Source organism: Schinkia acidoalkalinis (assembly GCF_054301215.1).
In genome coordinates this window covers 2492028-2505801 of the sequence record NZ_CP182573.1, presented here as the reverse complement: position 1 = coordinate 2505801, position 13774 = coordinate 2492028, and the positions used below count along the sequence as shown (strand labels likewise).

General features: G+C 43.2%; 8 protein-coding genes and 3 rRNA genes. 5 read left to right on the top strand and 6 right to left on the bottom strand.

Features of this window, described 5'->3' with window-relative positions; translation table 11 throughout:
- Nucleotides 1-398 precede the first annotated feature (398 nt).
- From ACNQFZ_RS12830 to ACNQFZ_RS12820, 3 genes are all read left to right on the top strand, one after another.
- A complete protein-coding gene (locus ACNQFZ_RS12830; RefSeq protein ID WP_458411738.1) occupies nucleotides 399-1154 on the top strand; it encodes a YveK family protein in 756 nt (251 codons plus the stop codon).
- On the top strand, nucleotides 1144-1845 hold the full coding sequence (locus ACNQFZ_RS12825) for a CpsD/CapB family tyrosine-protein kinase (protein WP_458411737.1): 702 nt from the start codon (nucleotides 1144-1146) through the stop codon (nucleotides 1843-1845). Before ACNQFZ_RS12830 ends, ACNQFZ_RS12825 begins: the two co-directional genes overlap by 11 nt.
- A gap of 344 nt (nucleotides 1846-2189) precedes the next feature.
- Nucleotides 2190-2954 carry a tyrosine-protein phosphatase gene (locus tag ACNQFZ_RS12820; RefSeq protein WP_458411736.1) on the top strand — a complete coding sequence of 255 codons (765 nt, stop codon included), beginning with the start codon at nucleotides 2190-2192 and terminating at the stop codon, nucleotides 2952-2954.
- A gap of 58 nt (nucleotides 2955-3012) precedes the next feature.
- Here the strand turns inward: ACNQFZ_RS12820 and ACNQFZ_RS12815 are convergent, their stop codons facing one another.
- The 5 genes from ACNQFZ_RS12815 to ACNQFZ_RS12795 form a co-directional block, all read right to left on the bottom strand.
- On the bottom strand, nucleotides 3013-3774 hold the full coding sequence (locus ACNQFZ_RS12815; protein WP_458411735.1) for a transposase: 762 nt from the start codon (nucleotides 3772-3774) through the stop codon (nucleotides 3013-3015).
- 500 nt (nucleotides 3775-4274) lie between these two features.
- A complete protein-coding gene (locus ACNQFZ_RS12810) occupies nucleotides 4275-4910 on the bottom strand; it encodes a hypothetical protein (RefSeq protein ID WP_458411734.1) in 636 nt (211 codons plus the stop codon).
- A 220-nt stretch (nucleotides 4911-5130) separates the two neighbouring features.
- Nucleotides 5131-5247, bottom strand: a 5S ribosomal RNA gene (gene rrf, locus ACNQFZ_RS12805).
- A 62-nt stretch (nucleotides 5248-5309) separates the two neighbouring features.
- Nucleotides 5310-8242, bottom strand: a 23S ribosomal RNA gene (locus ACNQFZ_RS12800).
- Between the two features lie 153 nt (nucleotides 8243-8395).
- Nucleotides 8396-9942, bottom strand: a 16S ribosomal RNA gene (locus ACNQFZ_RS12795).
- The 16S, 23S and 5S rRNA genes sit together here, the layout of an rRNA operon.
- Nucleotides 9943-10493: 551 nt before the next feature.
- Here ACNQFZ_RS12795 and ACNQFZ_RS12790 point away from each other — a divergent pair.
- Nucleotides 10494-10976 (top strand): hypothetical protein, encoded by a 483-nt coding sequence (locus tag ACNQFZ_RS12790; RefSeq protein ID WP_458411733.1) that lies wholly within the window; start codon nucleotides 10494-10496, stop codon nucleotides 10974-10976.
- A gap of 902 nt (nucleotides 10977-11878) precedes the next feature.
- On the opposite strand, the gene ACNQFZ_RS12785 is transcribed toward ACNQFZ_RS12790, so the two are convergent.
- On the bottom strand, nucleotides 11879-12709 hold the full coding sequence (locus ACNQFZ_RS12785; protein ID WP_458411732.1) for a hypothetical protein: 831 nt from the start codon (nucleotides 12707-12709) through the stop codon (nucleotides 11879-11881).
- A 233-nt stretch (nucleotides 12710-12942) separates the two neighbouring features.
- Here ACNQFZ_RS12785 and ACNQFZ_RS12780 point away from each other — a divergent pair, with 233 nt between their 5' ends.
- Entirely contained in the window at nucleotides 12943-13707 is a 765-nt protein-coding gene (locus ACNQFZ_RS12780) for a hypothetical protein (RefSeq protein ID WP_458411731.1), read from the top strand.
- Nucleotides 13708-13774 lie beyond the last annotated feature (67 nt).

Genomic DNA, 13774 nt, shown 5'->3' with positions numbered 1-13774 from the left:
CCTCCGTTGATAATGGTAAGGAGACATTACCCACTGTATCGATTTTCAAGGCTCCAAATATCATAATAACTGAATTTCCAGAATTTATCTGTTAAAAATCTCACCAAATTTTTCTAAAATCTTGAATAAATATTACCATTACAAAAGTAACACTATAATTTTGTTATAATACATCCTAGTTGTCAACAAAATATTCCAAATTTTTACATTATTATTTCCTTTTTTATATGATAAAAAACGACAAAATACGACATGTCCATAATTTTTATCAATAGGTCTAAAGCATTATTTTCGATCAAACGTCTTTTGTAGAAAAATGTAAGATTAGTAATATATAATCAAAAAAGGATATGTTATAATAACAAATAGTTTTCAAAAATAAGGCTGGGGGAAAGTAAATGAAGGATTCTATGGAGGAAATTAGTCTACTTGAAATTTTCCAAACGTTGAAAAAACGCCTTTGGTTAATTGTTTCTATAACAGCAGTAGCCGCTGTCGCCAGCGCCATTATAAGCTTTTTTGTTTTAACACCAATCTATCAATCTTCGACCCAAATACTCGTAAACCAAGCGAAGACAGAGCAAAATGTTTATAATGTCAGCGATATTCAAACGAATATTCAATTAATCAACACTTACAATGTCATCATTAAGAGTCCGGCGATTTTAGATAAAGTAAAAGAAGAGCTTAAACTAGACCGTTCTGTAGAACAGTTAAATAATCAAATCACCGTTGCCAGTGAAAAAGAATCACAGGTTGTGAAAATTACAGTGCAGGATCCGGATCCGAAAACGGCTGAGCAAATCGCCAATACGACAGCAACCGTGTTCCAGCGTGAAATTGCAAAAATTATGAATGTCGATAATGTAAGTATTTTGGCCAAAGCAGATGCTGGTGAACATCCTGCCCCTATTAAACCACAGCCCATTCTAAATGTTGCGATTGCAATGGTGGTCGGCTTAATGCTAGGTGTTGGAATTGCCTTTTTACTAGAGTATTTAGACAAGACGATTAAGACTGAACAGGATATTGAGAAAATCCTGGAATTGCCTGTCCTTGGGACCGTGACAATCATCGATGGAGAAAAGAAAGCAAAGCAGCACAAACGGAATTTTTCACAAGCAAGGATTGGAAGTGAAAAAATTGAATCTTAAGCGCAAATCAAAATTTTCAAATGGAAGACAGCGGAATTTAATTACTTTTTTTGAAAAAAAATCACCTATTTCGGAGCAATACCGGACCATCCGAACGAACATTCAATTCTCGTCGGTTGACCAAAATCTAAAAAAAATTGTCGTCACATCACCCGGCCCTGGCGAGGGAAAATCAACAACCGTTGCCAACCTGGCCGTCGTTTTTGCACAACAGGATAAGAAAGTGTTGCTCATCGATGCCGACTTACGAAAGCCGACCGTACACTATACATTCCATGTGGACAATATCATCGGCATCACAAATGTACTAACCGGCCAATCCGAACTGAATCGCGCGATCAAAGCGTCAGAAGTGGAAAACTTGGACATCCTGCCATCCGGCCCGATTCCACCAAACCCAGCGGAAATGCTAGGATCAACAGCGATGAAAACCTTATTGGAAAACGTAGCAGACGAGTATGACATGATTCTCATCGACTCACCACCAGTACTTGCTGTAACCGACGCCCACGTGCTTTCCAACCTGGCAGACGGCGTCATACTCGTAACCAAAAGCGGCCAAACCGAATACGAAATGGCCATAAAGTCCCGTGACTTACTAAAAAACTCAAAAGCCAAACTACTAGGCGTCGTCCTAAACCACAAAGAACTCAAACAAAGTCATTACTATTATTACTATGGCGATAAATAGTGTGGGACATGGGGCGCGCGGGGATGCCGCGGGTCCGGCGGGACGCGGGGACAGGTTCCTTGTCCCGGTCGGTGCGGCTGTCGGGGGCGCGCGGGGACAGGTCCCTTGTCCCATTTTGGACGCCAGTACAGTTTGTTTGTTCAAAATACTCTGTTTTTAGTTTTATGAATCCGTGATAAGATTGGATTACAAGGCTAAAAACCAGGGTATTTTTTTATAATCCATGCATGGGACGCGGGGACAGGTTCCCCGTCCCATCCTGTTCCGTACTCATTGCCACTTCAAGTGCAGGGACAAGGGACCTGTCCCCGTGTCCCGTTAGTAAATAGTAGGAGGATTGAAATATGATTGATATACACTGTCATATCCTGCCATGTATAGATGATGGACCGGCATCAATGGAAGCGAGCCTTGAGATGGCGAAGCAGGCTGCCGAACAGGGCATTAAAACTATCATTGCCACACCACATCATAAAAACGGCAGCTATGAAAATCCTAAACATACCATCATTCAAGCGGTAGAAACATATAATAATAGATTAAAAGCTGAAGGCATTGATTTAACCATCCTTCCCGGACAAGAAAATCGGATTTTCGGGGAAATTCCCGAGGATTATGAGGCAGGTACGATTCAAACGATTGCAGACACGCCTTATATCTTGATAGAGCTGCCTTCCAGTCATGTGCCAAGATACACGGAACGAGTGCTATTTGACCTCCAGGTAAAAGGGTTGAAGCCGATTATCGTTCACCCGGAACGTAATGCTGAAATCATCAATCATCCTGATTCACTCTATCATCTCGTTGAAAAAGGCATATTCACACAGGTGACCGCTTCGTCCGTAACCGGGCATTTCGGTAAAAAGATACAAAAGTTTACGTTTGATCTAATCGAAGCGCAAATGGCCCATTTTGTAGCATCCGATGCACATAATGTGACGTCACGCTCTTTTAAACTGCGGGATGCTTATGAAGAATTGGAAAAGGTATTTGGGATGGAAGCCCGCTTTTATTTTCAGGAAAATGCGGAGCTTGTTGTAGGGAACCAGACGGTTTATGCTGGGGCACCGGAGAGAATTAAGAAGAAGAAATTTTTGGGGATATTTTAATAGGGCGGTGTCGCGTGGTGGGCCGTGGGTGGCCCGCAGGGACAGGTTCCCTGTCCCCTCAGCGAATCCGATTAATCACACTCTTTGATACACCCGTAATCCTTGATATCTGCCTGACCGAAATACCCTCCATCCTTTTAAGCGTTGCTAAAACATTGTCCCTTTCCTTTTTTTCCATTCGCTGAAGCATTGTTGTATTTTGAACTCCAAAGTTATATAAGAGTTCTCTTACCTCGCTGTCTGTCTTTTTCACAATTTCTCTTTCATCCATGCATTGATCATCATTTTCTTCCTGCATAAATTCCCTGAATAATTGGATTGCCTTGCTTTTTTCTGGGGAAAATAAATTGAATACCAAATCGCTATCAATAATCTCTGCATTATTCAAATATTCATGGCAGCTTGACCATCTATAATCGAAGGCGCTTTTTGTTAAACCTGCTTTGATGGGGTTTTGGTGAATATACCTGAGGACTGTTAGAAAATAAGCTCGATTTTCTACATTTTCGCTACGAAACCGATCCTGGAATAAGTGACCGCAACGTTCGTATTTTTGATTATACCAGTAGACGTAACTTGAACTGATTCGTTTAATAGATTGGGAGATACTTTCCTCCACTTCCTTTACGAGTAAATGGACATGATTATCCATCAGACAATAACTATATACTTGAAAATCGCAAGTATCTTTAAACCTTTTTAAAACATCCAAAAACTTCCTTTTATCCTCTACCTCTTCGAATATCAGTTGTTTATTGATACCTCTCAGCATAATATGATAAATTCCACTTTTACTTTTTACCCTTGGTTTTCTTGGCATACGGAGATCACCTCATTGTTTAGTGGCGGCGGGACATGGGGACAGGTTCAGTGTCCCAATTGTAAGCAAATAATGAGACAGGAGGGGCATGGGCTCGATTTTCCCTGTAATATAATCGCGAATTGGGCTTTAATGATTTGTGCTTAACGAAAAATTCTATATTAAAATAATTTAATCAGGGAAGTTCATTGGATTATAATTTGTAGATTACATAGTTTTGAATTTCGGTGATATTTTTTCATTTTCTTGCGGTAAATGAATCAAGATAAAGGACTTGCTTTAAAAACGTGGGTTAAATAAGGGATTGGACGATTGCAGAAAAATATAAATAAGTTGACGTTTTAGACTAGATACGGATTATATATTTATTCGACATAACTTCATAAAATCCTTCATATGAAAAAAATAATTGGGACAAGTGACCTGACCTGGGACAATGAACCTGTCCCCGTGGACTGCCCCAGGGACAATGAACCTGTCCCTGCGGACCACCTATCTTATTACATTTTTTCCATCGCACTTGAGATCAACGCATTTTTTCTTTCCTTTTTGGAAGATTCATAGGCTGCTCGTATATCTGCTGCTTCGTTTGGATCAAAGCCATGTTTTTTTAGGTCTTGTTGTAATGCTCCGTAAAGCCTATTGAAGGCTTGGTCCGTTTTTGCCTCCAATGCTTCCCCTGCTGTTTTGTATTTCGTTATAAAATAGCTATAGGAAATCTTTTCACCACTGGCTTTTTGTTCTTTATACTCACTAATAGCCCGGCCTACCAAGGCATTTATTTTTCCATTTGCTTGAGATTCCAGACTTTCAAATGATGGACGGTATCTTTCTTTAATCGTCGCTACTGTGACCTTTGCAGGCGCTGGTTGTGTTGTTTTATCCGACGCTTGTGCTCCATTAGCGTTCCCGGACGGGTTCGCGGTTGCAGAATTATCACCGCCCCCAGCTGGTTCTACTTCGGCAGCTGCTGTGTCATCCTCTGGTGGAAGCACAATATCATAATCATCCTCTGTAATTTCTTCGAGCGCTGCATCCTGGCTTATGTCGTATGTCTTAACCTTAAGGAAATAGTAGGCTGTACCGCCTCCAGCAGCTAGTAATAATACTAGGATCGTTATAATTATTTTTTTCATACATAATACCTCAGTTTAAATTTGGATTTATCCGGTATTTTTTTCCGGAATTGATATACTTCTCTATTAAACCATGATTTTATTCTAATCACAAGGATAGGGACACGGGGACAGGTTCATTGTCCCAGTTGGTAATCAAGTAAAACGATGGGGGCAGTGAACCTGTCCCCATGTCCCGCTAAACAAAAAAGAGCAGCATTTCTGCTACTCTTTTTTGTTTGCTTGGCAACGTCCTACTCTCACAGGGGGACAGCCCCCAACTACCATCGGCGCTGAAGAGCTTAACTTCCGTGTTCGGAATGGGAACGGGTGTGACCTCTTCGCTATCGTCACCAAACATTGTATTCAATTGAAGGTTGTTCCTTCAAAACTAGATAATCTGCATTCATATTCACTTATTTGGTTAAGTCCTCGATCGATTAGTATCTGTCAGCTCCACGTATCGCTACGCTTCCACCTCAGACCTATCTACCTCATCGTCTCTGAGGGATCTTACTTCTTACGAATGGGAAATCTCATCTCGAGGGGGGCTTCATGCTTAGATGCTTTCAGCACTTATCCCGTCCGCACATAGCTACCCAGCGATGCCTTTGGCAAGACAACTGGTACACCAGCGGTGCGTCCATCCCGGTCCTCTCGTACTAAGGACAGCTCCTCTCAAATTTCCTGCGCCCACGACGGATAGGGACCGAACTGTCTCACGACGTTCTGAACCCAGCTCGCGTACCGCTTTAATGGGCGAACAGCCCAACCCTTGGGACCGACTACAGCCCCAGGATGCGATGAGCCGACATCGAGGTGCCAAACCTCCCCGTCGATGTGGACTCTTGGGGGAGATAAGCCTGTTATCCCCAGGGTAGCTTTTATCCGTTGAGCGATGGCCCTTCCATGCGGAACCACCGGATCACTAAGCCCGACTTTCGTCCCTGCTCGACTTGTAGGTCTCGCAGTCAAGCTCCCTTGTGCCTTTACACTCTGCGAATGATTTCCAACCATTCTGAGGGAACCTTTGGGCGCCTCCGTTACTCTTTGGGAGGCGACCGCCCCAGTCAAACTGCCCACCTGACACTGTCTCCCGCCCCGATCAGGGGCGTGGGTTAGAATTTCAATACAGCCAGGGTAGTATCCCACCGATGCCTCCACCGAAGCTGGCGCTCCGGCTTCTCAGGCTCCTACCTATCCTGTACAAGCTGTACCAAAATTCAATATCAGGCTGCAGTAAAGCTCCATGGGGTCTTTCCGTCCTGTCGCGGGTAACCTGCATCTTCACAGGTACTATGATTTCACCGAGTCTCTCGTTGAGACAGTGCCCAAGTCGTTACACCTTTCGTGCGGGTCAGAACTTACCTGACAAGGAATTTCGCTACCTTAGGACCGTTATAGTTACGGCCGCCGTTTACTGGGGCTTCGATTCAGAGCTTCTCCGTAAAGGATAACCCCTCCTCTTAACCTTCCAGCACCGGGCAGGTGTCAGCCCCTATACTTCGCCTTACGGCTTCGCAGAGACCTGTGTTTTTGCTAAACAGTCGCTTGGGCCTATTCACTGCGGCTCTCTCGCGCTTGCACGCTACCAGAGCACCCCTTCTCCCGAAGTTACGGGGTCATTTTGCCGAGTTCCTTAACGAGAGTTCTCTCGCGCATCTTAGGATTCTCTCCTCGCCTACCTGTGTCGGTTTGCGGTACGGGCACCTTCTACCTCGCTAGAAGCTTTTCTTGGCAGTGTGGAATCAGGAACTTCGGTACTATTTTCCCTCGCCATCACAGCTCAGCCTTTACAATGAGCGGATTTGCCTACTCATTAGCCTAACTGCTTGGACGCGCACAACCAACGGCGCGCTTACCCTATCCTACTGCGTCCCTCCATTGCTCAAACGGTAAAGAGGTGGTACAGGAATATCAACCTGTTGGCCATCGCCTACGCCTTTCGGCCTCGGCTTAGGTCCCGACTAACCCTGAGCGGACGAGCCTTCCTCAGGAAACCTTAGGCTTTCGATGGACAGGATTCTCACCTGTCTTTTCGCTACTCACACCGGCATTCTCACTTCTAAGCGCTCCACCAGTCCTTTCGGTCTAGCTTCAAAGCCCTTAGAACGCTCCCCTACCACTGACACGTAAGTGTCAATCCACAGCTTCGGTGGTACGTTTAGCCCCGTTACATTTTCGGCGCAGAGTCACTCGACCAGTGAGCTATTACGCACTCTTTAAATGGTGGCTGCTTCTAAGCCAACATCCTGGTTGTCTGGGCAACTCCACATCCTTTGCCACTTAACGTACACTTTGGGACCTTAGCTGGTGATCTGGGCTGTTTCCCTTTTGACCACGGACCTTATCACTCGTAGTCTGACTCCTAAGGATAAGTCTTTGGCATTCGGAGTTTGACTGAATTCGGTAACCCGATGGGGGCCCCTAGTCCAATCAGTGCTCTACCTCCAAGACTCTTACCTTAAGGCTAGCCCTAAAGCTATTTCGGGGAGAACCAGCTATCTCCAAGTTCGATTGGAATTTCTCCGCTACCCACACCTCATCCCCGCACTTTTCAACGTGCGTGGGTTCGGTCCTCCATCCAGTGTTACCTGGACTTCAACCTGGACATGGGTAGATCACCTGGTTTCGGGTCTACGACCACGTACTCTTAACGCCCTATTCAGACTCGCTTTCGCTGCGGCTCCGTCTCATCGACTTAACCTTGCACGGGATCGTAACTCGCCGGTTCATTCTACAAAAGGCACGCTGTCACCCTTGAATGGGCTCCAACTACTTGTAGGCACACGGTTTCAGGATCTCTTTCACTCCCCTTCCGGGGTGCTTTTCACCTTTCCCTCACGGTACTGGTTCACTATCGGTCACTAGGGAGTATTTAGCCTTGGGAGATGGTCCTCCCAGCTTCCGACGGGATTTCACGTGTCCCGCCGTACTCAGGATCCACTCAAGAGGGAACGAAGTTTCAGCTACAGGGCTGTTACCTTCTTTGGCTGGCCTTTCCAGACCACTTCACCTACTTCATTCCTTTATAACTCCGTATAGAGTGTCCTACAACCCCAAGAGGCAAGCCTCTTGGTTTGGGCTGTTTCCGTTTCGCTCGCCGCTACTAAGGAAATCGCATTTGCTTTCTCTTCCTCCGGGTACTTAGATGTTTCAGTTCCCCGGGTCTGCCTTCAATACCCTATGTATTCAGGTAAAGATACTGTCCCATTACGAACAGTGGGTTTCCCCATTCGGAAATCTCCGGATCAAAGCTTACTTACAGCTCCCCGAAGCATATCGGTGTTAGTCCCGTCCTTCATCGGCTCCTAGTGCCAAGGCATTCACCGTGCGCCCTTACTAACTTAACCTAAGATGATTGATTGAATCATCATGATTGTAATAAGAACTTTCTTACAGTAAATATGAATGTTTACGATTATCTAGTTTTCAAGGAACAAGTTCTGAGAGAAATGCTCTCTCAAAACTAAACAAAATGTCGAAGCGTACCTTATTTTCCTTAGAAAGGAGGTGATCCAGCCGCACCTTCCGATACGGCTACCTTGTTACGACTTCACCCCAATCATCTGTCCCACCTTAGGCGGCTGGCTCCAAAAGGTTACCCCACCGACTTCGGGTGTTACAAACTCTCGTGGTGTGACGGGCGGTGTGTACAAGGCCCGGGAACGTATTCACCGCGGCATGCTGATCCGCGATTACTAGCGATTCCGGCTTCATGTAGGCGAGTTGCAGCCTACAATCCGAACTGAGAATGGCTTTATGGGATTGGCTCCACCTCGCGGTCTTGCTTCCCTTTGTACCATCCATTGTAGCACGTGTGTAGCCCAGGTCATAAGGGGCATGATGATTTGACGTCATCCCCACCTTCCTCCGGTTTGTCACCGGCAGTCTCCCTAGAGTGCCCAACTGAATGCTGGCAACTAAGGACAAGGGTTGCGCTCGTTGCGGGACTTAACCCAACATCTCACGACACGAGCTGACGACAACCATGCACCACCTGTCACTCTGTCCCCGAAGGGAAAGTCCTATCTCTAGGATTGTCAGAGGATGTCAAGACCTGGTAAGGTTCTTCGCGTTGCTTCGAATTAAACCACATGCTCCACCGCTTGTGCGGGCCCCCGTCAATTCCTTTGAGTTTCAGTCTTGCGACCGTACTCCCCAGGCGGAGTGCTTAATGCGTTAGCTGCAGCACTGAAGGGCGGAAACCCTCCAACACTTAGCACTCATCGTTTACGGCGTGGACTACCAGGGTATCTAATCCTGTTTGCTCCCCACGCTTTCGCGCCTCAGCGTCAGTTACAGACCAAAGAGCCGCCTTCGCCACTGGTGTTCCTCCACATCTCTACGCATTTCACCGCTACACGTGGAATTCCGCTCTTCTCTTCTGCACTCAAGTTCCCCAGTTTCCAATGACCCTCCCCGGTTGAGCCGGGGGCTTTCACATCAGACTTAAAGAACCGCCTGCGCGCGCTTTACGCCCAATAAATCCGGACAACGCTTGCCACCTACGTATTACCGCGGCTGCTGGCACGTAGTTAGCCGTGGCTTTCTCGTTAGGTACCGTCAAGGTACCAGCAGTTAACTGATACTTGTTCTTCCCTAACAACAGAGCTTTACGACCCGAAGGCCTTCATCGCTCACGCGGCGTTGCTCCGTCAGACTTTCGTCCATTGCGGAAGATTCCCTACTGCTGCCTCCCGTAGGAGTCTGGGCCGTGTCTCAGTCCCAGTGTGGCCGATCACCCTCTCAGGTCGGCTACGCATCGTCGCCTTGGTGAGCCGTTACCTCACCAACTAGCTAATGCGCCGCGGGCCCATCTGTAAGTGATAGCCGAAACCATCTTTTATCATAAGACCATGAGGTCTCATGAGTTATCCGGTATTAGCTCCGGTTTCCCGAAGTTATCCCAGTCTTACAGGCAGGTTGCCCACGTGTTACTCACCCGTCCGCCGCTGAATCAGAGGAGCAAGCTCCTCGTCATCCGCTCGACTTGCATGTATTAGGCACGCCGCCAGCGTTCGTCCTGAGCCAGGATCAAACTCTCCAAAAAGTGTTTGATTGTTGCTCAAAATAATACTGACTTGGTGTTGAACTTAATGTTCAACGTTATTTGCACGCTTGACATTTTGTTTAGTTTTCAAAGATCATTTCGTTTTCTATCGCTGTGTTTCAGCGACATTTATTATCTTACCATCTACATTCGTAGAAGTCAACAACTTTTTTTCAAAAGTTTTTTTAGCGCCTTTTTCAACGCCGGAATTATATAATATCAATAACTAAATGATTTTTCAAGCATTTTATTATTTTTTTATTCAACTATTACTTTTACTACTTTGATTTAACTTACATTGTTTATGGGTACTGAAATCGTAATTTGCGCGATTAGTTGTACATACCTTGTCACTTATTTTCATAGAATTCGAATCAGGTAATTTTAATAAGGAAAGAGTCACCTTTCTTAAGCAGAGTTGATTTTTTTTATCAAAAAATACCTCCCCCACTTTATTATGAGAATGGAACAAAAAGAAGGATTTTCAGTTTATTGTTCGAATGATTTTTATATAAGTCAAAATTATAGTTCATCATTGGGGGAGCAAAAGTATGATACCAACAACAATTAGTGAGTTAGACCGAATTAAAGAAGAATGCAAATCCATGGTTAATAAGAGAGCATCGGCCTCTGCGGCGGCAGCAGTTGTCCCAATACCGGGTCTTGATGTAGGAGCAGATGTAACTATTATGTTGGAACTTCTTCCTGCCATTAATAGAAAGTTTGGGCTGTCACCCGATCAAATCGATCAGATGGATGCAACAACAAAGGCCCAAATATTAGTTATTATCACATCACTCGGTAGTAAATTAGTGGGCAAGGTTATTTCAAAAGAGGTAGTCATGGTATTGTTAAAAAAGGTCGGATCCAAAGTAGCTGTTAAATCTGTTGCAAAATTTGTGCCGTTTATTGGACAAGCCGTATCAGCAGGAATCAGCTTTGCAGCTATGAAATACTTAGGGAATTCACATATTGAAGAATGTTATGAAGTTTGCAGACGTATGATTGAAGCGCAGGTTGTTGAAACAGTGTAGTTTTCTGGGACAGGGGGACAGGTTTAGACCATTGAAAAACGTTTCCGTATAAATGTAAAAATCCCCCACTTTGGTAGAATAGAGTTGACTAAATTCTATCACCAAAAAAGGGGGATTTTTTACTGCTTTACCGCAAAAAGGAATGTGTAAATAAGCCTCTATTTAGTATTATAAGATAAAATTCCAGAAAATCATATACTTAAGGTTATCAAAGTAGGAATTAATTTAAAGGGGCAGATGGACAGGTTTGAGGTGACCCGGCTGGTAATCTTAGTTCTATTGGGAAAGTGGGACAAGGGACCTGTCCCCATGTCTCACCTCCGTAATTCTAGCCCCAGCCACACTAACAATACAGGTGGAATCATAAAGAAAGTTAGTGGCCACATTTCAGTTTTCATTCCCAAAATATCTACCAAAAAGGTGTTCATAGGCTGAACTGGTGCATGATATAGCACAAAAAGTATCCCGCTTAGAATATAACCATTAGAAATATAATTGGACATGAAAAGGTCAAGGAAACATAAAAGAACGCTTATTACTATGATTGATGAAACTGATAGAAGGTTCATTAGTTTGGATTGATAACATTTGAATTGCTTGTGTAACACAAAGCTAAAAATAAAATAAGGGCTTATAAAAAGGATGTAGTATAGGATTGCTGTAAAAAGCGATGTGTCGTTTTCTGCTGTTGGGTAAATAAAGAAACAAAAAATTGACCAAACCATGTGGAATATTAAAGTATACAGGTTGTTCCTTAGCATGCATCTCTTCTCCCTTAACCAAGTTATTCCAAGAGGCAGAGGGACAGGTTCAGTGTCCCAGCTGTTAATCTTAGTTTTATTGGGAAAGTGGGAAAGCGGGACGTGGGGACAGTGAACCTGTCCCCACGTCCCGCTGTTCCATCACTGTGCCGCAATAAACAAAAAGGGTCCAACAATAAAAGTTATGATGAGTACAATAAATTGTAATGTGACTAGTAATCTTCTGTTTTGTTTATTTAATAGAGCTAAAATCGCGGGTATTAGCAAAACAAAATAGAGTAAAGGCATTAATACGAGTGAATTACCACTTATAAAATCTTTAGATGAAAAGATTGAACTTGCATACATTAGTAAGCTCATACAAAATGAAGGAAACCAAAAATCATCTTCAGATAAGGATGATACCCAGTTTACATATTTATCTTTATAGGTTCTATCTAATTTTTTTATTTCTAGTATGGATTTACTACCATCTCCAAAGGAATCTACCACGCTCAATTCTAAGTTATTCGCATGATCTACATAAGTATACGTTGGATTTGTTTCAACCCCTGAAAAATCATAAAGCTTTGTGGTATAATGATTCCCCACTATATTTAATATATCATTCGTCTTCTCGATTCTCTTGTTATTAATTACTACATTAAAATTTACTAGATCAACATTCATCTTTATGATTTTGCAATTTTTCATATAAAAATTATCCCAATAGGATATTACATCTTTCGATGATCTATCACAGGAATACGTCCCCGGATTAATAGCGTATTTTCCACTAAAATTCAACGTCTCAACTTTATCCCCTAACAAATGACCATCGACTTTTATATCACTAAGATCTACCGATTCTAAGCGATCCTTCATCGTATTATATTGGTGGATTTTATATTGCATTTGGCCAAACTTAATAACTGACGGTAGATATAAAATAATCAACAAAATAATAACTACCTTAAACTTTTTGTCCTTCACACTAGCCACCTCTTAGAGGGACAGAGGGACAGGTTCAGTGTCCCAGCTGGTAACCTCAGTTTTATTGTGAATGTGGGACAAGGGACCTGTCCCCATGTCTCACAAATCCCTTTATTTGGTATTTTATCACCATTTAATGTTCTTTGGAACAGAGGGTTGCCCCCTTGTTCCATTATTAATCATTGGCTAATATACTTATGTTTGTGGTAAATAATTACAAACGGGGTAGATAAATGGATAATTCGAAATATAAATCTTTATTATTTCATATGGTTACTTTATTTCTCATGGTTGCGTTTATTTATTTTTCTGCATTACGGTTTGTTGTATTACGAGCAGTCGGGGCAGCTGACACTCATATGTCACTGTTCCTTTTATCGTTTTTTGGTAGTCTAGTATCTCTCATTACATTATGGTTTATAGGGTTTAAAAACATTTTAGATACAGGATCTGCTTTTCCGAATAAAAAACCTTTAGTTGTACTTATTGGAGCTTTTCTAGCATTTTTATCCCTTCATAGTTTAATTGGAAGCCAAAACGTTTATGATTACGACACAAAAAATAGACAAGAGGAAGTTTACAGTGCGCTCCCAAAAGAGTTGATAGCATTGGATAAAGGTGAAAGCAAGGACTACTTTATTTTAAATGTAAATAAAACTGGTAGTATGGTAGATTACGAAACGAATGAAGGAATGATCGAAGTCGAATATAATGCCGGCGAAAAATACCGAAGTTTAGCCCCATCATCCTATAGTATAGAGGATGAAAAGGCCATACAGGAGGATATCAAAAGAAAAACGGAAAAGTACCTGGATCTGGCGAAAATCACCAATAAAACAATTAAATTGAACTTTTATACAGATGGACCGGTCTACCTAAGTGTCTATCTCATAATCACCAAAGAGGGCCAAATTAAAAGCTGTGAGGGTGGAGAGTTTTACAAATTTGAACAACTGAATTTATGTGATGAAATTACAGGCACAGAGGGACAGGTATAGTGTCCCGGTTGGTAATCTTGATTTTACTAGGAGTAAACTGTTAATTAGGAAAAAAAGTGGGGACAGT

What these genes read in the sequence shown, in the direction of transcription:
- ACNQFZ_RS12815 (WP_458411735.1), bottom strand. Translation starts at nt 3,774, where the DNA reads ATGCCAAGAAAACCAAGGGTAAAAAGTAAAAGTGGAATTTATCATATT.
- ACNQFZ_RS12820 (WP_458411736.1), top strand. Translation starts at nt 2,190, where the DNA reads ATGATTGATATACACTGTCATATCCTGCCATGTATAGATGATGGACCG.
- ACNQFZ_RS12810 (WP_458411734.1), bottom strand. Translation starts at nt 4,910, where the DNA reads ATGAAAAAAATAATTATAACGATCCTAGTATTATTACTAGCTGCTGGA.
- ACNQFZ_RS12790 (WP_458411733.1), top strand. Translation starts at nt 10,494, where the DNA reads ATGATACCAACAACAATTAGTGAGTTAGACCGAATTAAAGAAGAATGC.
- ACNQFZ_RS12780 (WP_458411731.1), top strand. Translation starts at nt 12,943, where the DNA reads ATGGATAATTCGAAATATAAATCTTTATTATTTCATATGGTTACTTTA.
- ACNQFZ_RS12830 (WP_458411738.1), top strand. Translation starts at nt 399, where the DNA reads ATGAAGGATTCTATGGAGGAAATTAGTCTACTTGAAATTTTCCAAACG.